Source organism: Anaerobacillus sp. CMMVII, assembly GCF_025377685.1.
Taxonomy (GTDB): Bacteria; Bacillota; Bacilli; order Bacillales; family Anaerobacillaceae; genus Anaerobacillus.
On record NZ_JACEHK010000015.1, the window covers coordinates 45,148 to 67,968 of the forward strand.

At 36.8% G+C, this 22,821-nt stretch carries 22 protein-coding genes; 18 read left to right on the forward strand and 4 right to left on the reverse strand.

Annotation, left to right across the window (positions count from 1 at the left end; genetic code table 11):
* Window positions 1–64 precede the first annotated feature (64 nt).
* On the reverse strand, window positions 65–709 hold the full coding sequence (locus H1D32_RS17460; protein WP_261179991.1) for a response regulator: 645 nt from the start codon (window positions 707–709) through the stop codon (window positions 65–67).
* Window positions 678–1,346: a sensor histidine kinase gene (locus tag H1D32_RS17465; RefSeq protein WP_314733444.1), complete on the reverse strand. Its 669-nt coding sequence runs from the start codon at window positions 1,344–1,346 to the stop codon at window positions 678–680. Before H1D32_RS17465 ends, H1D32_RS17460 begins: the two co-directional genes overlap by 32 nt.
* Before the next feature lie 305 nt (window positions 1,347–1,651).
* Here H1D32_RS17465 and H1D32_RS17470 point away from each other — a divergent pair, with 305 nt between their 5' ends.
* The 4 genes from H1D32_RS17470 to H1D32_RS17485 all read left to right on the forward strand — a co-directional run bounded on the left by H1D32_RS17470 (window position 1,652) and on the right by H1D32_RS17485 (window position 5,195).
* A complete protein-coding gene (locus tag H1D32_RS17470; protein ID WP_261179551.1) occupies window positions 1,652–2,977 on the forward strand; it encodes a right-handed parallel beta-helix repeat-containing protein in 1,326 nt (441 codons plus the stop codon).
* On the forward strand, window positions 2,974–3,540 hold the full coding sequence (locus H1D32_RS17475; protein WP_261179552.1) for a nitrous oxide reductase accessory protein NosL: 567 nt from the start codon (window positions 2,974–2,976) through the stop codon (window positions 3,538–3,540). The genes H1D32_RS17470 and H1D32_RS17475 overlap by 4 nt, the downstream gene beginning before the upstream one ends.
* A 136-nt stretch (window positions 3,541–3,676) precedes the next feature.
* Window positions 3,677–4,501, forward strand: a complete 825-nt coding sequence (locus tag H1D32_RS17480; protein ID WP_261179553.1) for an ABC transporter permease — start codon at window positions 3,677–3,679, stop codon at window positions 4,499–4,501.
* Window positions 4,494–5,195 carry an ABC transporter ATP-binding protein gene (locus H1D32_RS17485; RefSeq protein WP_261179554.1) on the forward strand — a complete coding sequence of 234 codons (702 nt, stop codon included), beginning with the start codon at window positions 4,494–4,496 and terminating at the stop codon, window positions 5,193–5,195. Before H1D32_RS17480 ends, H1D32_RS17485 begins: the two co-directional genes overlap by 8 nt.
* Before the next feature lie 56 nt (window positions 5,196–5,251).
* On the opposite strand, the gene modA is transcribed toward H1D32_RS17485, so the two are convergent.
* Window positions 5,252–6,019 (reverse strand): molybdate ABC transporter substrate-binding protein, encoded by a 768-nt coding sequence (gene modA, locus H1D32_RS17490; protein ID WP_261179555.1) that lies wholly within the window; start codon window positions 6,017–6,019, stop codon window positions 5,252–5,254.
* Between the two features lie 264 nt (window positions 6,020–6,283).
* Here modA and H1D32_RS17495 point away from each other — a divergent pair, with 264 nt between their 5' ends.
* A complete protein-coding gene (locus tag H1D32_RS17495) occupies window positions 6,284–6,799 on the forward strand; it encodes a DoxX family protein (protein WP_261179556.1) in 516 nt (171 codons plus the stop codon).
* 180 nt (window positions 6,800–6,979) lie between these two features.
* The gene (locus H1D32_RS17500; RefSeq protein ID WP_261179557.1) at window positions 6,980–7,495 is read left to right on the forward strand and encodes a peroxiredoxin family protein; all 516 of its coding nucleotides are present in this window, start codon (window positions 6,980–6,982) and stop codon (window positions 7,493–7,495) included.
* A gap of 278 nt (window positions 7,496–7,773) precedes the next feature.
* On the opposite strand, the gene H1D32_RS17505 is transcribed toward H1D32_RS17500, so the two are convergent.
* Window positions 7,774–8,346: a DUF2087 domain-containing protein gene (locus H1D32_RS17505; protein ID WP_261179558.1), complete on the reverse strand. Its 573-nt coding sequence runs from the start codon at window positions 8,344–8,346 to the stop codon at window positions 7,774–7,776.
* A 154-nt stretch (window positions 8,347–8,500) separates the two neighbouring features.
* Here H1D32_RS17505 and H1D32_RS17510 point away from each other — a divergent pair, with 154 nt between their 5' ends.
* From H1D32_RS17510 to H1D32_RS17565, 12 genes are all read left to right on the forward strand, one after another.
* A complete protein-coding gene (locus H1D32_RS17510) occupies window positions 8,501–9,625 on the forward strand; it encodes a GAF domain-containing sensor histidine kinase (protein WP_396126234.1) in 1,125 nt (374 codons plus the stop codon).
* A gap of 6 nt (window positions 9,626–9,631) precedes the next feature.
* Window positions 9,632–10,267, forward strand: a complete 636-nt coding sequence (locus tag H1D32_RS17515) for a response regulator (protein WP_261179559.1) — start codon at window positions 9,632–9,634, stop codon at window positions 10,265–10,267.
* A 141-nt stretch (window positions 10,268–10,408) separates the two neighbouring features.
* Window positions 10,409–10,951, forward strand: a complete 543-nt coding sequence (locus H1D32_RS17520) for an NADPH-dependent FMN reductase (RefSeq protein WP_261179560.1) — start codon at window positions 10,409–10,411, stop codon at window positions 10,949–10,951.
* The gene (locus H1D32_RS17525) at window positions 10,948–12,180 is read left to right on the forward strand and encodes an MFS transporter (RefSeq protein ID WP_261179561.1); all 1,233 of its coding nucleotides are present in this window, start codon (window positions 10,948–10,950) and stop codon (window positions 12,178–12,180) included. Before H1D32_RS17520 ends, H1D32_RS17525 begins: the two co-directional genes overlap by 4 nt.
* A gap of 243 nt (window positions 12,181–12,423) precedes the next feature.
* Window positions 12,424–12,939: a DoxX family protein gene (locus H1D32_RS17530; RefSeq protein WP_261179562.1), complete on the forward strand. Its 516-nt coding sequence runs from the start codon at window positions 12,424–12,426 to the stop codon at window positions 12,937–12,939.
* Window positions 12,940–13,182: 243 nt separating this feature from the next.
* Window positions 13,183–14,079, forward strand: a complete 897-nt coding sequence (locus tag H1D32_RS17535; protein WP_261179563.1) for a hypothetical protein — start codon at window positions 13,183–13,185, stop codon at window positions 14,077–14,079.
* Window positions 14,080–14,230: 151 nt separating this feature from the next.
* A complete protein-coding gene (locus H1D32_RS17540) occupies window positions 14,231–14,506 on the forward strand; it encodes a hypothetical protein (protein WP_261179564.1) in 276 nt (91 codons plus the stop codon).
* Between the two features lie 131 nt (window positions 14,507–14,637).
* A complete protein-coding gene (locus H1D32_RS17545) occupies window positions 14,638–15,918 on the forward strand; it encodes a Gfo/Idh/MocA family protein (protein WP_261179565.1) in 1,281 nt (426 codons plus the stop codon).
* 55 nt (window positions 15,919–15,973) lie between these two features.
* Window positions 15,974–17,233, forward strand: coding sequence for an ABC transporter substrate-binding protein (locus tag H1D32_RS17550; RefSeq protein ID WP_261179566.1), 1,260 nt, complete (start codon window positions 15,974–15,976; stop codon window positions 17,231–17,233).
* 125 nt (window positions 17,234–17,358) lie between these two features.
* Complete coding sequence (locus tag H1D32_RS17555) at window positions 17,359–18,237, forward strand: carbohydrate ABC transporter permease (RefSeq protein WP_261179567.1); 879 nt, start codon at window positions 17,359–17,361, stop codon at window positions 18,235–18,237.
* Complete coding sequence (locus H1D32_RS17560) at window positions 18,237–19,052, forward strand: carbohydrate ABC transporter permease (protein ID WP_261179568.1); 816 nt, start codon at window positions 18,237–18,239, stop codon at window positions 19,050–19,052. The genes H1D32_RS17555 and H1D32_RS17560 overlap by 1 nt, the downstream gene beginning before the upstream one ends.
* Window positions 19,053–19,695: 643 nt before the next feature.
* Entirely contained in the window at window positions 19,696–22,746 is a 3,051-nt protein-coding gene (locus tag H1D32_RS17565; protein ID WP_261179569.1) for an efflux RND transporter permease subunit, read from the forward strand.
* Window positions 22,747–22,821 lie beyond the last annotated feature (75 nt).

Sequence of the window (22,821 nt, forward strand, 5' to 3'; positions counted from 1 at the left end):
TGCTTTTGGTAGTGAGGTTCTTTCTATAGTTTTGTATGGAAAGCTATTTGATATAAAATTTTAACTATTCAACCCAGCCTTTTTCATATGCGTACCTTGTAATTTGAACGCGATTTTCTAAATGGAGCTTGTGCATGATGTTTTTTAGATGGTTTTTTACGGTGTGTTCTGAAATAGAGAGATCTACTGAGATTTGTTTATTTGTATGTCCTTTGGCTACTAGCTCAAGAACTTCTTGTTCTCGTTTAGACAAGGGGTTTTTCGTCATTTGTTTTTCTTTTTGAGAAGTAAACTCCTGAAGTAGTTTGAATGCAAGCTCTTCTGACATTGGAATTTCATCATCTGCAATCGCTTGTAAATATTCATACCAAGCAGTGGGATTGATATTTTTTAGTAAATATCCTTGGGCCCCTTTTTTTATCGCTTCAAAAAGATTAGTGACCTCATCAGAAACAGTAACAATGATCACTTTGATATATGGGTACTTTGTTTTGATAATTTTCGTAGCTGAAAGCCCGTCCATATGTGGCATGTTAATATCCATCAAGATAATATCAGGCATCAGCTCCTCAGTTAAAAAAATCGCTTCTTCTCCGTTTGTTGCCTCACCGACGATCACAAAGTTTTCGTAGGAACCGACAATCTCTCGGATTGCTTCTCTTGCATGGTCATGGTCATCAACAATTATTACGCGAAATGGTTGTTTCATCATAATTCCCCTTTCGGATAATCACTTGTGTTTTTTCATCGTTTCGTTCGAGTGAAAAGTTCCACCCCATCGAATTTGTACGGTCTTTCATGATCTCTAAACCGTACCCTTTTGCTGAGCTTTTTCCATTTCTAATATATAAGCCATCGTCTTCAATTTTACAAATCCAGCCATTTGGTAGTGTCCTTGCTGAGATCCAGACATTTTCACACTTTGCATGTTTTCTTATGTTCATTAATGCCTCTTTTATACAAGCGTAAAGCTCAATCTTTTCTTTTGCTGAAAAGATTGATTCGTCGATCTCCCAATTAACATTAACAGTTTTTTTACTTTCTTCTTTGAAATTTGCGATTAATGTATTTAATGATGATCTCCAGTGAAAGGACTCCTCATGTGTTGCATTTCGTAAATTAAAGATAGCTTGTCTAACATCTGTATGAATGTGTTGTATCGTCTTTTTTATCTTTTGATAAACCTCATTATCGTTAAGCTGTGGTTCTTTTAATTCTAGTTGATTGAATTTTACTGAAACAAGAAAAAGTGACTGAGCAATTCCATCATGTAATTCACGGGACAGCTTTTCTCTTTCTTCTAAAATTGACTTCTGTGCTTTTTCTTTTTCTAAGTCTTCCTTCATTTCTTCAAAATGTTAAACAACCTTAGGAGGAAAACCATAGTTACTAAAAATACAATGATAGGTGCTAAAAGATTTCCAAGTTCCATTGATAGGTAAGGAAGTAAAAATTCGTGACGGACATATTCCCATAGGCCAATGATAATGGTAGGGATTAATAATATTAGCCATTTTATCTGTTTGTAGGACATGTGTATTCTCCTTTAGATTGATGCTCTATTTTCAGAACGTCTAGAGTTTATATGACCCTAAAGAGCCATTTACAAAATTAATTCATTTTATGTACGATAACATGGATTGGTGGTGTAATGATTATGTTTTATTCATGGAAGATTTATTTAATCTTTTGCTTATTATTTAGTAGCTTCTATTTATGTTTTTCTGGTTCTTCTTCTGCTCATGGGACGATACAGGATTTGATTGACCAAGCTGAGCACGGGGAGGAGATTATTCTTCCAGAAGGAATATATGAAGAAGTCATTACTATTACGAAATCGTTAAAGATTATTGGTGAAGGCGCAATTATAAAAAATACAGCGGATAAGGTGGCCATTCATATCCAGTCCGACGAAGTATCTTTAACGGGATTAACGGTTTTTCAACTAAATAAGCAGACTGAACATCCAGCGATCCTCATCGAAGGAACCGACAATACTCTTAGTAATTTAAAAATAAGTAGTCAATCGACAGGTGTTCAATTAAATAATTCTATTCGAAATACGATAGAAGGTCTACACATTGAACGAGAACAGCCACTTGATTTGGCGCAAACGAATATGGGAAATCGCCAAGGAAATGGGATTGATCTATTTTTTTCAAATGAAAATGTACTTAAAGGCAATACAATGGTTAATCAATTAGATGGAATATATGTAGAAAGTAGTTCGGGAAATATTATTGAAAATAATCATGTAATTAGATCGCGTTACGGCTATCATTTAATGTTTGCTGAAAGTACAACAATGCAGAACAATTATGCAAGTCTAAACATTACTGGTGCAATGATTATGGGGTCATCTAACCTTACGATAACAAATAATACCTTTACTAGGCAATCTTATCATGTACATTCCCAAGGACTCCTTCTCTACGATGTTCATGATTCGACTGTAAGTAAGAATTTCCTATCTGAAAATCTAATCGGTCTTTACATTGAGCGATCAAGTCAGAATTTTATACAGGAAAATCAGATCTCTGCTAACTTTGTTGGAATCCAGTTAAAAAGAGTGTCTAATCATGATATATTCCATAATGATTTCAACACGAATGTCATTCAAGCAAGAGTGACAGACAGTGACATGAATGATGTAAGAGAAAATTATTGGGATAGTCATACAGGTCTTGATTTTACGGGGGATGGGAAGAGTGAAATTCAGTTTCAGTCGGATCCGATCTTCCTTTCCTTAGTTGAGCGAAAACCATCATTTCAAGTTTTAGCTCAATCACCTGGTTTATTATTTTTGAATTTATTATTTGATATGAATGAAGAAGCCATTTTAAAGGATACTGCGCCACTTCTTAAGCCTAATTTAGAAACAGTCATGGATGATAAAAAATCATTCGAAGATCTCTTTATTTATCTGGGGTTAATGTTGGGATCAGTCGCAATTATTTTAGGAGGTAGAAGAAAATGAAGAATAGTTTGATTACATTAGTGTTAATGGTACTTTTAACAGGAATCGTCGCATGCGGTACAAAAGATGCTGTTTATCCAGCTGCAAATGTCCAAGGTGGAGTGGATCGTTGCGAACACTGTAATATGTTAGTACCTGATGATTTAAATGCTACTCAGTTAATTTTAGCGGATGGCCGTTCGTTAATGTTTGATGATATCGGTTGTATGGTTGAGTGGGTAAATGATCATGGAATGGACGATGTAAATGTTCGTTATGTAAGAGACTACCATAGTGAAGATTGGATTGTGATGGAGGAAGCTACATTTGTTTATCATAAAGAATTTCGAACTCCTATGGCCTACGGAGTTTACTCGTTTTCTTCAAAAGTCGATGCTGAAGCATTTGTAGTCGAACAAGGCATGGGAGAAATTATTTCTTACCCAGAGCTTGAAGGTCATACTTGGGAAAGAGATATGGAAATGATGAAGAAAATGAAAGAAGAAATGGGCAAGCACCATCATGGTGACGCCGGAGATAATGAAGAAGCTGAAGAAGAAACAAAGTCAGGACATGGCCATTAATTAATTGAATTAGGTATTGAAAGTTCACTTTTAGGAGAGGAATGATGTTCCTATTTCTTTTGAGGGTGAACTTTCATTTGTCACTGAATGCCGTTTTATTTGTAGGCGCTTTCTGATACTAAAGGAGTTGGCTGGGTTGAATATCATTACGATAGCAAGAAAAGAGATTAAACTAGGTTTTCGAAATCCATGGTCCTATACATTCCTAATTACTTTTTCGTTATTTTCATTAGCACTGTTATTCATTCATGCTGATGCGCAAGCGGGCATTGGGAAGTATACAACAATGACAGGTACAATGATGAATTTATTGCTTTATTTTTTGCCGTTAATGACACTCATGTTGGGGTCTTTCTCCGTTACAACTGAAAAGGAAGATGGTAATTGGCAACTGCTGTTGTCCTATCCACTATCAAGCTCCCATTGGCTAATTGGAAAATATATCGGTATCTATATTGTCATTACTGCGATTGTTTCATTTGGATTTGGACTAGCCGGTATAGTGGGGATGTTTTTTGGAGCCAAACTTCCAAGCGGGACAGGTCTCTTTTTACTGACCTTTTCGTTATTGCTCTCTTTTATTTTCCTAGCATTAGCCATTTTTATAGGTACTGTTTCTAAAAACCGTTGGCAAGCGCTCACGGCTAGCGTTAGTATCTGGATTTTTTTGGTTTTAGCATGGCCAATTATGATGATCTCAACGCTAAGTTCACTGAACTATCAAGTATTAAAGTCAACCATTGAAATTGTTACATTGTTAAACCCTGCTGAATTTACAAGGATTTATATGATCATAAAACTAGGCGGTGGTGCGGTATTCGGTCCGGAATACATTCATTGGGTTGGTTGGGCTGGCTCTAGCCTAGGTACGGCGTATTTCATTGTTCTATGTATCGTATGGGTCTATTTTTTGATGACGACTGCCATTTATATCATTGAGCGGGGGAGAAGACATGGATAATCAAGTTCTGTTAAAAATTGAAAATGTCAGTAAAGTTTATGCAGATAACCAAGTCGTCTCGCCTTTCGATTTTTCAATGAATAAGCCCGAAGTTATCGCTCTGTGTGGTGGCAATGGTGCAGGGAAAAGTACAATTATTAAAATGGTAACAGGACAAACACGAGCAACAACCGGTAAGATAACAATAAATGGAGTAGATTGGCACAAAAATCGAATGGCATATGCAAAACAAATAGGTTACATGCCAGATGATTTTCATCTTCAACAACCATTGTCAGTTATTGAATTTATTAGTTTCTTTGCTTCATTGAAAAAAGCCGATAAACATGTTACAGAGACACTGGCTAAAGTTGGACTGTTAGAAAAAAAAGATCAACTTATTTCAAAGCTATCAAAAGGGATGAGGCAACGCCTATTATTAGCTCAAGCCCTTGTATCAAAACCAAAACTTATCTTACTTGATGAGCCAACAAATGGTTTAGATCCTCAATGGGTAAAAACATTTATAGAAATTCTTTTGGATTTAAAGAAAAATGGACAAGGGATTCTTTTTTCGACTCATAATCTTGCAGTTGCTGAAGAGGTAGCTGATCAGGTCATTTTCTTGAAAAACGGGATAATTAAAGAAAGAATTCATTTTGAGGAAAACGTACCGAGAGATTTGTCGCAATATTATAAGGAAGTATTTGCTTAACTGTAAAAAATAAAAGAGCGATAAGACAGTTGAAATGTATTATCGCTCTTTTCCTTTTATTGAGTAGGGACTATGAAGCCGTAGCTTTCCATGATGGGTTTACCGATTGGTCCCAAAATAAAATTGATAAAGTCCAGAGCAGCTTGTTCTTGGTTAGTTCGATTAATGACGGCAATAGATTGTTCAAGTGGAGCATGCAAATCTTCATCAATTAAGTGAAAATTTACTTTTTCTTTATTATAAAGGGACAAAGCGACTATCCCTGCTTCTACATTCCCTGTTTCAATAAAGGTAAGGGTTTCAGAAATGTTCTTGCCATAAACGAGCTTTTCTTCAATTTGCTCCCAAAGTCCAAGAGTCTCTAATGCTTGCTTGGCAGCTAATCCATAAGGAGCGTGGTCAGGATTGGCGATAGCAATCTTTATCACTTCTGGTTTTGCCAAGTCTTCCAATGTTTCAATATTAAGTGGGCTGTCAAGTAAGGTTGTGAGACCAATTCTACCAAAGGCATAAGTCATTTGAGTTTCTGGATTAACCAAACCCTTCTCGCGTAAGTTGTCAACAAATGAAATATTCGCAGCTGCAAATACATCAAAAGGGGCACCATGTTCAATTTGATCAGCAAGCTGGCCAGTAGAACCAAAAGAAAACGTTATCTTTATTCCGGTTTCCTGCTCGAAGATTTCTCCAACTTCCGTAAAAGCCAAAGATAAGTCAGAAGCAGCAGCAACCGTGATTTCTATTTCTTCACTTTTAGGGCCGCAACCACTAATAATAGAAAAAAACAAAGTAATCAAAATAAAAAAGCGTAGTGTTCGTCCCATGAAAATTCTCCTCGTTCATAATTATTAGGCTAACTTTCATTATATCTGTCTTGTCCTCATATCACAATAATTGAAGGAATAGGATACATGACTACTGGAGGGAAGGGACTTTATGAGTCAGAGAAGTGAGCTGTCACAATCTGTTCGCAGGCTGGTAACAATTTCGTCAAACTTTGCTCAGTTATTCACAAAAGTGTGTCGTATAATGAAAGTAAGTTAAGTTAGCAATCACTAACTAACAAAAATCAAAGGAGTGAAGGACTTATGTTTATGAATTTTTTAAGAAATAATGTATATGCATCAGGAATTTTAACTGTTTTAAGAGTATATCTTGGTTGGAAGTGGTTAACTGGAGGTTGGGGTAAGATTACAGGTGAACCTTTCAATGCAGGTGGATATCTAAATGGAGCTATAAATAATCCAGTAATGAGTGGAGAAAATCTTGTTTACCCAACGTATGTATCGTTTTTAGAGAATATTGCGATACCAAATGCAGGAGTATTTAGCTTTATGGTAGCATGGGGAGAATTCTTAGTAGGTCTTGGTTTAATCCTAGGAATTTTAACAACTGCAGCAGCATTTTTCGGAGTAGTCATGAACTTCTCATTCATATTTGCTGGAACTATTTCAACAAACCCTTGGATGATCCTTATCGCAATGTTTGTTTTAGCAGCAGGAGCTAACGCAGGTAAATTCGGTGGCGACTATTATGTACTTCCTTATCTTAAACAACTGATTTCAGGAAAAAAAGCAATAACTCACCAAAACAAAGCGGCCTAATTAAATAGAGTACAAAAAGACTTTCCCTTGTTGGGAAAGTCTTTTTTTGATAGATAACCGTTTTTAGTACTTGATGTCTAGCGCAAGCAGTCCAGCAAGCCTAGTTTCAAGTTACATATTACGAATACTAGTCTCATATTATTAATAAATGTATTTTTAGTAATATGTGGAGGTAGTTCAATGGAAACTTTTCTGATGTATACGGTTATCATTCTCATAGTCACGCAGGCAATCAGTTTTATTTTAATTTTGCGCCTGCGAAAGGGTGTTACAACAGCCGAATTATCACTAGGGACAGCAATCCCCTCTATAAAGGCTTTTTCGTTTACCCATAACAAACAGGTTGTTGTTAAAAAACTGATTAGGAAGCCTACACTTATTGTGTTTGTGACACCTCATTCAAGGGCATGCCGGAAACTATTAGAAGAATGCCGTTTAAGCTATAACCAAAACGAGGGTATGCTTGATCTAATATCAATAGTTATTGGTGGAGAACCTGAAGGAAGAAAGCTACTAAAGGATGTAATGATGCCAGGTGAGCACTTATGGGATCCTACTAAAGAAGTCTTTCATCAATTTGGGGTACAGATAGTTCCCTACGCTTTTGCCGTGAATAAAAATGGCGTGATTGAAGACAAAGGGGTATGTGGTACCAAGGAACAAATTGATATTTTGACAGAACCTCTTTTTCAGTAAAATTAATGGTAATACTCCCAAGTACCTCAAAATTCTTCCACTAATTCATTAAGTGTCTTTAAATGATTAGGCTTACCTAGTATTTTATATCCATTTAGATATTCTTCACAGCACCATTTTTTATAAATTGTTGCTAGCTGTGTCAGCCTTTCTAAATTCTCATTTTGTTTTTCAAATGCTAGAAGTTCATTGCCTCTCTAACAGTTCCTTTCTTAGTTCGCATTTATCATCTGACAGGAATTTGCCTTTCAGAGGTGAGCTGCACCTTGCACTTTTCCTTAAACCGGCCACATTTCCTCAGGGTTTAACTCATACTGTCCATCTTGGCGATACATAAACTGGCACATGATAAACTCCCTTCTGATCGTAGCAAAGTCATCATGAAATTTTTTAATATGCTCATTAATTTCCTTTTCACTATACTGCTTTCCTTTTTCTAAGCCTTTTACAATATGTTCTAAAACAACAAGCCGTTTTTTACGTTGTGATGGAATGGTTTTAAGTCTCCCATCATTTTGGAGAAAGTTTTTAAGGATCGCATATTTTTCATCCATATTCAGATCTCCCATCATTTTCTCATCAGTGGCCCCGAGTTTCAAAATAGCCCCGGCTTTAAACGCAAGCTTTTTTTCATCGAGATAAAAATAAATGGTATTCTTTTCGCGCCGTTCATAAATAATCCCAACTTCTCGTAGCTTTGTAATATGGTGTGAGATGGTTGGTGCCGTTAAACCAAGCTTTCCGGCAATTGCTTGACCGTGCAACGGCCCGTCTCTGAGCAATGAGATTATTTGAATTCTGGTTTTATCACCAAGTGTTTTATGAAAGTTAACCAAACGATCCAATTGCATAAATGATTCCTCCTAACACACTAATCTAATTTGATTATAATCTAATTAGATACATATCGCAACACTTGATCCGATGAAGCAGGATTTTCAATAAAAAAGTTGAATTATTCTATCAAAACGGTCTGATATTGAACGGTTGAAAGGAGAAAGAATTTTGATAGATGATCTCAAAATCAAAAAGCTACATACATTAAAAGTCATTGCTGAGAGACTAAATGAAGCTAATGATTTACAAATAATGCTTCAGGAAGTAATGAACGAATTACTACCTCTGATTGGAATGGAAACTGGGTGGATTTTCTTAATTGATCAGGATGGGGCTTTTCAGTTAGTGGTCGATATTAATCTTCCCCCGGCTTTGACTTGGAACCATAAAAAGCCGATGTGCGAAGGGGAATGCTGGTGTGTAAACCGGTATAATGATGGTCGTTTAAAAGGTGCAGTTAATATTATCGAATGTAAAAGAATTGAGGATGTCATACAGCAGCAACGAGGAGAGACAAATCAAATCACCCACCACGCAACCGTACCACTTAAAGCAGGAAATGAAAATTTTGGATTGTTAAATGTAGCCTCTGCTAATAAAACACATTTTCATAACGAAGAGCTAGCATTATTAGAAGCGGTAGCTTATCAAATTGGAACAGCGATAAAGAGAATTAAATTGGTTGAGAATGAACAGAACATGGCATTAATAGCTGAACGAAATCGCCTTGCAAGAGACTTGCATGATTCTGTGAGCCAGCTTCTTTTTTCCCTACTGTTAACTGTTAGGGGCACAAAAGAAATGACTAAAGATGAGCAGCTGAAGGAAATGCTCACTTACATTCAGGATCTATCACAAGAGGCCTTAAGCGAAATGAAAGCACTCATTTGGCAGTTACGCCCTCATGGTTTAGAAAATGGAATAGTTAGTGCAATTAAAAACTACGGGAAAGTATTAGGTTTAAAAGTAGAGGTTGAAGTACCCAGCCAGCAAGACTTACCTGTGAAAATTGAAGAAGTTCTGTGGCGAATTGGTCAGGAAGCTTTAAATAATTGTAAGAAGCATGCAAATACAAAAACAGCATTCGTAAAAATCCTTACTGACGAAAAATATATTGTAATGGAAATTCGTGATCATGGTTGTGGTTTTAATTATGAAGCTGACGCGAGCCTGCCTTCTCTTGGTTTATTAAGCATGAAGGAACGTGCAGAAATACTAGGTGGAACATTTCAATTACAAAGTGAGCCAGGTAAAGGCTCAAAAATTGTAGTCTCTATTCCAAACAAGGAGTGATGCCGAGTGACCATAAAAATAGTAATTGCTGATGATCATCATGTAGTGCGAAAAGGGTTGGTATTTTTTCTGAAAACGCAAGAGGATTTGGTCATTGTTGGAGAGGCTCAGAATGGTTTGGAGGCGATTAAACTAGCTGATGAGCTATTACCCGATATAATCTTGATGGATGTCATGATGCCAGAGATGGATGGCATTGAAGCGACAAAGAGGATAAAAGAAACGCACCCAGAAATGAAAATCCTAATCTTAACAAGTATGTCTGATCAGGGCTATGTGATACCAGCAATCCGTGCCGGAGCAAACGGGTACCAGCTAAAAGATGTTGAGCCTGATGAACTTGTCCGTTCAATTCGAGGTGTAGCAAACGGGGAAAGCCAGCTGAGTGCAAAAGTAACTTCTCAAATGATGACTTTTATAAGCGGTGAGAGTAAGGGGACAGAAAAACCTCTAAGTCACTTAACAAAGCGAGAGAAAGACGTTTTAGCAGAAATAGCTAAAGGCAAAAGCAATAAAGAAATAGCTGTAAGTCTATTTATTACAGAAAAAACAGTAAAGACCCATGTATCAAATATCCTAGCTAAGTTAGAGCTTCATGACCGAACTCAAGCAGCATTGTATGCGGTTAAGCACGGGCTTTAGCCTCTCTACACCTTAAGTCTGATTTTATCTGGCAGAATGTACATCTATTTATGGATTAGAAGTTCAAACTATGCTCCGATTTAAGAAAAGTATGAAACTTCTATACTAACATTAGAAACATTCATAAAGGAGAGATTTCAGATGAAGTTAGTAATCATTAGTGGGAGTCCAAGAAGTTTTGGTCGTACCAAAATAGTTGGAGCTTTTATTTCAAATAAGTATGGAATTGAAATGTTTGATTTAAGTAAAGGAACGATCCCTTTATATAATGGGACGGCTGAACAATACGAATTTGCGGCTGTTAAGGAAATACGAGCATTAGTTAAAGAATCCGATGGAATAATTATAGCTACCCCTGAGTACCATAACGGAATCAGTGGATCCCTAAAAAATACGTTAGATTTTTTAGGAAGTGAGCAATTTTTCAATAAACCTGTTGCGATGCTAGCAGTGGCAGGTGGGGGCAAAGGCGGAATTAACGCCCTAAACAATTTGAGAATTGTCCTCCGCGGCCTGTATGCGAATGTTATCCCAAAGCAAATCGTATTAGATCCAGAAAACTTTGATCGTGAAAACGAAACATTATCTAAGGAAAGTGCTCTCTTGGTTGATGAGCAAATTGACCAATTGAAGCTATATGCAAAAGCCTGGAGCTATTTAAAGCAGGAGCATTCGGTTTCATGAGCAGCTTGAGACATGACTCCCGCCTCTATAAGTTGATCTTAGCTAATACCTTATCGTCGATGGGGTCAGGGATAACCATGATTGCTATCCCTTGGCTTTTCATTACTAAAGACGGTGGCGATGTTCTATTAGGGTATATCACCTTATTTTCTACGTTTTGTTTGTTTGTGATTACACCATATGTTGGGGTATTAATTGACCAATTTTCACGAAAGAATATACTGATTTATGGAGAACTAGTAGGCTTCGTAGTCATTGTTTCGTTTGTAATAATTGGATTTTTAGGTTTTGACTACAAAACATGGCATTTAAGTGTCATCTATATTTCAGGTGCCTTTTATTACAACCTTTTTTATCCAACGATATTTGCCTTCACTCAAGAGATTTTTGAGAGAACACAATACAAATCGTTAAACGGCATTATGGAAGTACAAGGTCAAATAGCTTCAGTTGTTGCTGGTGGCATGGCGGCTCTTTTATTACCCGTATTGGAGATAAAATGGATCCTATTAATAGATGCATGTACCTATATCATAGCGCTTAGCTTATTTTTAACCATTCCATATCGGAAAAGGTTTAAAAAGGAACAACAAAGAGAAAGTTTTTGGCTGAAATTAACGGAGGGCTTTCGTTATATGAAACAGTACCCAAGATTGTTTCTCTTTCTTTTTGCTTCCTTTATGCCGTTTCTAGTCATCATGGTTACAAATTACACGTTTCCTATCTATATAGAAGCAGTCCTAGAAGCTGATGCTTCAGTCTTTGGAATGAAAAGTATGGTATATGGAATAGGGGCAGCATTAGCTGGACTCGTATTGCCCATTTGGTTAACGAGGTTTGGGAACGAACAAGTGATCATTTGGACGATGCTTCTTTTTACCCTTGCCATAGCAATGTTTATTTTCTTTCCGTACATCATAGTGTTTTATGTACTTACACTCTTAATCGCAATTGGAGCTGCTGGAACAAGAGTCGCAAGGAATTCACTTATGATGGAAGTTATCCCAAATGATAAGATAGGTAGGGTCGACAGCTTGTTTCGTGTCGTTGGGTTAAGTATCAGATTATGTCTACTCGTCGCGTTTACTCAAATGGTTGCCAATCAAGGTGTTGTAAACTCCTTTCATGTATTAAGTGTGATGATGGTTGCTTCATTTGTTATCATTATTCTAACCTATAAAGCACTTGCCAAAAGAAGACCAAATTTACAGCCAGCTAAGGCAATGTGAAACTAGATTTCGTGTTCACGATGATTTATAGCCGTTGAGACAAATTCAATTGTCTCAACGGCTTCTTTTCGTAAGCTTTTTTCATGTTACTACCTATTGCGGTTTCATCTTGTCACAATCTGTTCGCAGTCTGGTAACAATTTCGTCAAACTTTGCTCAGTTATTCACAAAATCATATCGTATAATGGAAGTAAGTTAAGTTAGCAATCACTAACTAACAAAAATCAAAGGAGTGAAGGACTTATGTTTATGAATTTTTTAAGAAATAATGTATATGCATCAGGAATTTTAACTGTTTTAAGAGTATATCTTGGTTGGAAGTGGTTAACTGGAGGTTGGGGTAAGATTACAGGTGAACCGTTCAATGCAGGTGGGTATTTAAATGGAGCTGTTAATAATCCAGTAATGAGTGGTGAAAATCTTGTTTACCCAACTTATGTATCGTTTTTAGAGAATATTGCGATACCAAATGCAGGAGTATTTAGCGTAATGGTTGCATGGGGAGAATTCTTAGTAGGTCTTGGTTTAATCCTAGGAATTTTAACAACTGCAGCAGCATTTTTCGGAGTAGTCATGAACTTCTCATTCATGTTTGCGGGAACTATCTCAACAAATCCTTGGATGATCCTTATCGCAATGTTCGTTTTAGCAGCAGGAGCGAACGCAGGGAAATTCGGTGGCGACCGTTGGGTATTACCGTATATCAAACAAATGGTTTTCAAAGGCAATAAAGGAATAGTTGAAAAAAAGGTAGCATAATTTTAGTAAATAGAAACTAGAGTCGAGTAGATAATCGTAAGATTATTTACTCGACTTGTTTTTGTCTTTGGATAAGTACATTATCCTTTTTCCTAGAGAGCTTTGTTTTTCTTAAGAATTTTGTCCAGCTACGAAAGAGCTATTGACAGAGACTGGGAAAGAAACTAAAATGCAAATAACAACGTTGTTATTAATGCGCGTTGTAGTTTAAAAAATGGTAGTAAAGAAAGAAGCGTGGGAGAGATGGTAGAAAAAGAAACCCTTACAACAAAAAGAATCCTAATGTTTTTTATTCCATTAGGGCTATCTGCGAGTTTAGTAATTTTATCTCATATTATTATCAATGGAACATTAACTAGGGGAGACAATCCAGAAGTCATTATTGCTAGCTATGTTATCGCTATAAGTTTATTTAGTATTACAGAAAGATTAGGTGTTTTACTACGGCACACATGCTCGGCATTAGTTAGAGATAGGGTATCGTTTAAAGCGATGGCAATGGTCGGATGTTATGTGATTGTAGCTTTAATGGCTGTCTCAACGATTATTGCTTATACACCTATTGGAATCTGGATTTTTACAGTTTTATATGGGGTAAAGGAAAACGTCATTGATCAAATCGTTGATGTTTATCAAATTCTCATTATTGTTATTCTTTTCTCTGCTGTTCGTTGTTTATTTCAAGGCGTGATCATCTTAAACCGCCAAACAAAGTGGTTAACGATTGGGATGATTATTCGATTAATAGCAATGTATTTATTGTCCCTATATTTTATCCACACAGGAAATATTACGGCCAAAACAGGAGCCTATATTTTCCTTGCAGGTATGGTCATTGAAAGCATTATAAGCTTTATTGAAGGCCGTCAATTAGTAAAAAAAATGGTCAATAAGGATCAAAATCATACAGTTACAACGAAAACTCAAATATTTCGTTTTTATAAGCCGCTCATTTTCTCTTCACTAATTATTGTATTGGTTGCTCCCCTAATTAATGTTTTTTTGGGAAAGACAAATGATATCGAGCTTGCGATAGCATCCTATGCGATTGCTTTGAGCATTACACAGCTGATCCTAAGTTTCTTTACGTATACGCATCAAATTGTGCTGACGTTTATCAAGACCATCCAAAAAAAGTGAAAAACTTTACGCTAATTATTGGAGTTATTCCCACTGTTATATTGGCTTTATTTTGTTTTACTCCACTTGGACCATTGTTCATTGAGCATGTAATTGGTGCTAATGAACGACTGCTAGAAGCAAGTATGCAAAGTTTAAAAATATTTTACTGATGACGATCGTTTTTCCGTTTCTTGACTTTGGGAATGGATTACTATTACTTAGAAATCAAACGAAGGTCATGGTATTTTCCCAAGGGACAAACGTTGTTTTTACGTTAGTCGTATTAGTGGTTACAGCTACGATTTTCCCGCACTGGAATGGAATGATTGGTGCATTAGCTCAATCAGTTGGTTTGCTAGTTGAATTGTGTGTTGTCGCTCTGTTAATTCTAAAAAGTAGTAAAGATGTTGAGCGACCAGTTTTGGAAGTAAGAAAGACAGGATGATTAGATTATTCTCCTGCACCTTTGTTATAACTTATTGTAATTACATTCATTATAAAAAGTTATATACTTTTTATTGGAAATCCTTTATCATAAAAATAGTGTATAACTTCTTAGTAAAGGCAAGTGATACCATGAAGGCAATTTCTGTGGCTGTTATAGGTGCTGGTAATAGAGGGGATTTATATGGTGAATTTGCCAGGCTACATCCAGAAAAAGTAAAGATAGTCGCTGTTGCGGAACCAAATAATGAGCGGAGAGAGCAATTTATAATGAAGCACAATATTCAGATTGAGAATATTTTTCACACGTACGAAGAGTTGTTTGAAAAAGATACGTTGTGTGATGCAGTTATAGTTACGACACAAGACCATGATCATTTTCGACCAGTCATGCTGGCGTTAGAAAAAAATTATCATGTCCTGGTAGAAAAACCAATGAGCCCGAGTCCTGTTGAATGTATTGAAATGGTAAAAAAGGCAAAGCAGACTAATAAACTACTGCTCCTTGCATATGTGCTTCGATACACACCATTTTTTCAAGAGATTAAGAGATTAATAAGTGATGGTTCAATTGGGAATGTTCGTCATATCTCGATTGATATGAATGTTGCTTATTGGCACCAGGCTCATAGCTTTGTTAGAGGAAATTGGCGGAGCAGTACCGAGTCCTCTCCAATGATTTTAGCGAAGTCATGTCATGATTTTGATATTGTTCATTTTTTACTTGATAGTCCTTGTATAGCGATTTCGTCGTTTGGAAGTTTGGTTCATTTCAAAAAAGAGAACGCTCCGATTGGTTCAGCGGAACGCTGTTTAAGTGGCTGTGAAGTTGAACAAAGTTGCCCTTACTCAGCTAAGAAGATTTACTTGCAAGATGACATCGGGTGGCCTGTCTCAACAATTTCTTCTGATCTATCATTAACCGGGAGAAAAAAGGTGCTTGAAACCGGGCCATATGGGCGCTGTGTCTATCACTGTGATAATGATGTTGTTGACCATCAAGTTGTAACGATGGAATTTGAGACACAGGCAACTGCAACAATTACGATGAGTGGTTTTACTGAAAAGTTACAACGTCAAGTTCGAGTCTTAGGCACACATGGTGAGCTAGCTGGAGAAATGTCTTCAAATAAAATTACCACTAAGCGATTTGGCAAGAGCGAAAAAACATTTCATGTTAAGCCTTCTTTATTTGGAATGCACGCTGGTGGGGATTTTGGGTTAATGGAAAACTTTTGGCACACCTTATCAGAGAATTCGCTAAAATCAACTGATAGTGAGGATACGATCGTAAGTCACCTTTATGCCCATGCAGCAGAGGTTTCAAGGCTTGAGGGCAGGACGATCGATGCTCGAGAATTCGTGACAAAATTTCCTGGGGGTAATAGGATTCGTAAAGCTATATTAAAGTAGTTTTGCGACCTAACTCTATACATTTACTACACAGAAAAAAGGGGATGGAGAAAGAATGAAAAAACTTTGGCTACTATTATTGAGTCTAAGTGTTTTAGTTATCTTCACAGCATGTGCTGATACAGAAAAAACAACAGAGACCGCTAAAACGGACGAAGAATCGGTAACAATAAAAGCGTGGGTGATGGGAACCGATGAGTATTGGAGAAATTACCATGACGACTTAGTTGAACGATTTAAGGATGAGTATCCAACGATAAACGTTGAATTAGATTACATACCTTGGGGCGAAGGCGAGAACAAACTGATTACTTCAGCTGCAAATAATACCTTACCGGATGTTTCTACAATTGCGGGTCGCTGGACAGCACAAATGGTAGCGATGAATGTCGTAGAACCACTTGATGAATATTTTAACGAGGGCTTTAGCGAAGAGTTTGTTGATGCTGCATGGAATACAACGCAATATCAAGAGCAAACCTGGGGATTACCTGTAGGCTTTACAACTACTGGTCTATTTTATCGGGCTGATTGGTTGGAGGAAGCAGGATATAATGAACCGCCAGCAACATGGGATGAGTTTCTAGATGTAGCTAAGTCATTCACAAAAGAAGGTAAATATGGATTTGGTTTAGTTGGTGATAACAGTATGGAAACGACTATGTTTTGGGCGCCTTTTCTCTGGGGCAATGGTGGGGATATTCTGACTGAAGATATGTCAAAAGCTATTTTTAACTCGCCTGAAGGAATAGAAGCATTAGAGTTTTATACCAACTTGTACAAGGAAGCAGCTCCTGAAGGAAGCATTAATAATAAACGAGGAGATTCTCAAAACCTATTCTTAACAGGATCTGTAGGTATGACAACGGTTGGACCTTGGTTCCCTAAGTTTATAGAAAATGACGCTCCAGATATTAAGTATGGTATTGCTCCATATCCTATTAAACAACGTCCAATTAGCTTGGGAACTGCAGACCATATTGTCATGTTTAATACATCAAAGCAGAAAGAGGCAGCTTGGAAATTTACGGAGTTCTTTACAAATCAAGAGAATGATCTGAAATGGGCAAAATATCAAGGGTTTATCCCTTATCGTCAAGCGAATTTGAGTGATCCTGAGTACTTAAACAATGAAGCTATGGCGTTCTTTTTAAACGAAGCTAAACACGCGGTATCATATCCAACATTGCCGGAGTGGCCTCAAATTGATCAAGCAATTGCTGATGCCATACAACAAGCTCTAATCGGTGCGAAAACACCTGAAGAAGCATTAAATGAAGCAGCCGAAAAAGTAAATTCTCTTTTAGGGAATTAATCGGAACATCTATGGTCGTGCCCAGAATTATTGGGCACGATCTTCTATTTACTTCCAGATTGGTTTTGAGATAAACTATTTACTAGTTTACCAAATAAATACAGATTATTAAAAGTGGTGGGGAAATGAGGCAAAGAGAAAATTTAACAGGATTTCTATTTATACTTCCAGCGTTATTTGTTCTGTCTATTGTTGTTTTTTATCCATTAACCTGGACGTTTTGGCTAAGTCTTCATGAAAAAATATTAATTGCTCCACAACGAGATCAGTTTCTCGGGTTCACTCATTATCAAGAGTTATTTGGTGACAACGAGCTCTGGAAATTTCTATTGATTACAGTCATTTTTACACTTTCTTCGGTATCCATAAAGATTATTTTTGGAATGATAGGTGCATTGTTATTGCATCAAAATCATCCTGGCACAAAGTTTTACTGGTCACTTTTTACAATTCCCTGGCTCATCCCTTCTGTGGTAGCAGCATTAATCTGGCGCTGGATGCTCCATGAACAATTCGGTATTATTAATCAAGTTTTGGTTTCAGTGGGAATATTAGAGATGCCTATCCCTTGGTTAAGTAGGGAGCTATTAGCACTAATCTCAGTCATTGTGGTTGATGCTTGGGTAGGCTTACCTTTTATGATCGTTGTCTGTTTAGCTGGATTAAAGACAATTCCAACACAGTGGTATGAGGCAGCGATGGTCGACGGTGCAAACTGGCTACAACAGTTCATTTATATTACGCTACCGAGCATGAAGACAATTTTACTAGTCATGGGAACGTTGAGCTTCATTGGTACTTTTAATAGCTTTAATATCATTTATACTATGACTGGTGGCGGGCCAGTAAATGCGACCAATACGTTAGTCATCCATATTTACCGAACAGCCTTTACCCAATACAATTTTGGCTTGTCCTCTGCAATAGCAGTTGTTACATTTCTAATCATTTCGTGTTTTGTCATCTATTATCGAAGATTGCTAGATAAGGAGGGTGAATTTTAATGAAAAGGGTATTCTGGTATATCGCCATCTCAGTCTATGCACTTATCATGATTTTTCCATTACTGTGGATGTTTTCTACAGCATTTAAGTCATCAAATGAAATTTTCTCATTAACACCTTCTTTTATACCAGAAAAATTCACCTTCCAAGCTTTTAAGGACGTCCTAATGATGGATGCTTATCGGAGGTATTTAGGCAATAGCTTGTTTGTGGCAACTTGCTCGACATTGATATCAGTGGTCCTTTCGTCACTAGCAGGCTATGGGTTTTCGCGTTTTTACTTTCGAGGTAGAAAACGCATGTTACACTTGTTTTTAAGTGCTCAAATGATCCCTGGAGTCCTGTTACTTATGCCAATATTTTTTATCATGACAAAGTTTAAATTAATTGATAGTTATTTAGGACTAATCCTCGCTTATGTTACATTCTCGTTGCCTTTTTCGACTTGGATTATGACAGGGTTTTATAAGGGTATTCCTCGGGAGCTTGAAGAAGCAGCGATGATTGATGGTGCTTCTCGTTTTCAAGCCTTTCTGAAAATTATTGTCCCTCTAGCGGTTCCAGGAATGATTTCTACCGGAATATTTTCCTTCCTAGTTGCTTGGGATGAGTTTTTATTTACGCTTACCCTAACGTCCTCAGAAGCTAAGCGAACATTGCCATATGGTCTTTATAGCTTTATGACACAGTATGGAGTGGAGTGGAATAATTTAATGGCTGCTTCTATTATAGCGATCATTCCACCATTTCTGATCTTCATGTTTTTACACAAGTATTTTCTTAGAGGATTTACGAGTGGTGCTTTAAAAGAGTAATAACAATTTAATGTAAAAGAAAGTTCACTTTCAACAACATACGATGCAAATGATTGAAGAAGCGAATTAGTATAGGAGAAAGTGAAATTTGCTTCATCAATGTAACTTAACTTGTGTGTAGCTAAGGGAATGGTTGAAAGACATCCAGTATAACAACAAGGCATACGAAAACAGCGTATCTCGAAGCTCATTATCCTAAAGGTAGTGAGTTTTTTTATTAGGCTGTTTTCGCAAAGTTTGTTGCTTTCGTAAAAATCCCAAAGCCGGATTTTTACACATACTTACTAAGATTTCACTACTTATTTAGTAAGTAGTGCTCTTTTATTACTAAATTTATCTTCATATAAGGAACTTTTCCAATTATTTCAGTTTAAAAGCAACAAGTTTTTTTGTGCGACGAGTAACCGCAGGAGCAATGTTTTAGAAAAGAGCCTTTCATTATTATTGTTAGATGAACTTCTAAGCCTTAAGTCTTATTGAAAATCAGCCTGTGGTTTATTTTGGAAAAACTATTCTTTGTTTATGATAGAACTAGCTTGAGTGATGATGACAGAAAGATTAACTTTTTTTATATTCTTATATACCAAAATTTACCTGTAGGCTATATAATTTAATTGGCTATGGGAAAAAAGGAGGAGTTAAAATGAACGTCTTACGTTTTCTGATAGGTCGAAAAAAGTTGGTTGCTCTAATGGTCATTTTTATTTTTATAATAGGGATTTATGCTGCGGGAAAACTTGACCGGGAGTTATTTCCCTCGATTTCTTTTGATGGGGCCGGAATTTATGTGAATGCTGGTCAAATGTCCACACTTGATGTTGAGCAACAAGTCACAAAACCTATTGAGCAGGTATTACAGAATATCAGTGGGATTAAATCAATCACTAGCTCTTCAGCAATTGGTGTAAGTTCAATTAGTATTCAGGCAGAAGAGGGTTTAGGAGAAGAGGTATTTAAAGAAATCGAAGCATCAATGAGAGGATTGGAAACTCAACTCCCAGGAGTAAATCTAATCTCTACTCAACAGTTTTCAACAGACCAGCCCTATGAGTTTTATATGACGATTACAGAAGGCCAACTGAAGGAAATGTCTGAGTTTGCTCGTAACATAGTTAAACCGCGTCTAGAATCCTTACCTGAAGTTCGGGCAGTTAGTCTTGAAGGAATTGAAAAGTCTGAACTCATTGTTGAATTAAACTTAGAAAAGCTACAAGAAGCCGGAGTTTCTCATCAACAGGTAATTCAAACTATTCAGCAGTTAAATGTTGATACGTCTGTGGCTACTTTAGAAGCAGAAGCAGATGTCGGTAAACCGATTGTAAGATGGACGACTACCATGGCAAACGTAGAAGATATCAAAAATATAGAACTTATTTCTGAAACAGGAATTAAACGAGTAGCTGATGTAGCAAAAGTGTATGAGGATAAAAATATGGCATCATCCGTTGGTTGGAATAATGGAACAAGAGAGTTTATTTTCGTTCAAATTGGCCGGGTTAAGGATGTAACACAAGTCGAGATGGCTGCCGCTGTGCGAAGAGAAATTGAAAAAATTAAAGAAGAGGGCCATGTGATAGGCTTTCAGTTTGAAGAGCTAGTTGCTCAAGCAGATTATGTTACGAATTCAATTGATGGAGTTAGCAAAAATGTAGTAATTGGTGGAGTAATCGCTCTTTTGATCCTTATCTTATTTTTAAGAAATATCCGTGCGACCATCATCATTGGCTTGTCCATTCCGCTATCGATCCTTTTAACATTTATTGCGATGTATTTCTTTGAATACAGTTTTAACATGCTAACTCTGATTGGTTTAGGGTTAGGAATCGGGATGATGGTAGATTCATCGATTGTTATTTTAGAGTCTATTTATCGAAAGAAGGAAGCGGGCCTTAAAAAACTAGAAGCAGTTTTAGCAGGGGTTAAAGAAGTAGCAACAGCAGTATTTGCTTCAATGCTGACAACCATTGTTGTCTTTGTTCCCATTGGTTTGCTTGGTGGTGAAATGGGGCAATTTATGATTATTCTTTCGATGATTGTTGTGATGACATTAGTTAGTTCAGTGGTTGTTGCCTTCACCCTTATTCCAACATTAAGCGAGAACTTTTTAAAGTTAAAGTATAGAAGAGAAGGTTCAAAAGAGGGCGTCATTATTGCTAAATATGGACGATTAGTTGCTTGGGTTGCAAAGAAAAAACGAAACCGCTACGGAATCGTGGTGTTGTTTATTGCTATTTTTGTAAGTTCGTTGCTGTTGATCACCAAAATACCAATGACGGTTATGCCAGATGTACTCAATCGTTATGCAGAAATTATTGTTCAGCTTGAAGGTGGGTTAACTCCTGCTGAACGCGAGGAAATTGCTCATAAAATTAATAAACAAATCTCTGCAGTAGATGATGTTGAGAATAACTTGATTTTGGATAATGTTGGAGTATTATATATTCTTGTTAACATGACCACTGAAGAAAATGCGACGGTTGAACAAAGTGAAGTAAATGAGGCTATGTTTCGAGCGCTCCGTGAGCTAGAAGCAGAGTTTCCAATAATAAGCGTCGGTGGAGCAGATTTTTCTGGACCTAGCTTCCCAGTGGCGATTGAGATTAAAGGAAATGATTTAGAGCAGCTAGCTGAGATTTCTCTAGATTTCATGAATAAGCTGAAGACAGTAGAAGGAGTTGTAGGAATTACATCGGCGGCAAATAAGAAAATGACTGAGGAGCAAATCCAATTTAAAAATGTAAGTATGGAAAGAGATGGAGTGACTGCTTCGCAGCTCTTAGCTCAGTTTCAGCAATGGTCAGTTCGTATGCCTTTAGGAGAATTAAGAGATGAAGAAGTTACACCAATCTTTTTAACAACAAATGTAAACATTAATCATAAAGCCGATTTATTAAAACAAAAAATCATGACAATGGCTGGAGAAAAAGAGCTGGCTACTTATATCGAGTTGAAAAAGGTGGAAGTACCAACAGAAGTTACTAGAAAGGATGGTGAAAGGATTGTCACCATATTGGCAGGGATTGAAGGGCGCGATCTAGGTTCAATAACCCGAGATGTCGACCAGCTAATAGCAAACTATCAACTTCCTGCTGGTTACTCAATTAAGACTGGAGGTAGCTTAGAAGAGCAAAAAGAAATGCAGAAAGACATGCTGATGATTTTAGCAATTGCGATTTTTCTTGTTTACGTCGTAATGACCGTTCAGTTTAATAGCTTTATTCATCCGTTTATTGTCATGTCCGTCATTCCGATGACCGTTACAGGAGCATTGTTAGGATTATTATTCACGCAATCTGAATTAAGTGTGTTATCAGGTGTAGGGATGGTATTTTTGATAGGGATTGTTTTGAATAATGCTATTCTCTTAATTGATCGTACAAAACAACTCAGAGGTTTAGGTTACAATACAGAAGAAGCAATTGTTGAAGCTGGGAAAAATCGTTTACGTCCAATCTTTATGACAACCTTAACCACAGTTGGAGGAATGCTTCCACTTGCGATAGCTACTGGAACAGCGAGTAATTATCAGTCACCGTTAGCCATCGTGATTATCTCAGGGCTACTGTTTGCAGCATTCATTACGCTAATCCTCGTTCCGTCTGTCTATCTATTATTTGAAGATATAAAATCAGGACTAAATCGTTTGTTCCGTCGTAAGTTAACACGTAGGAACAATAAGTCGCAATCGATTTAACATAATTTCACTTAATCATAAATAACTCTATGAAAACGATATCATTGTTTGATACAATAGAACATAATTTCAAAA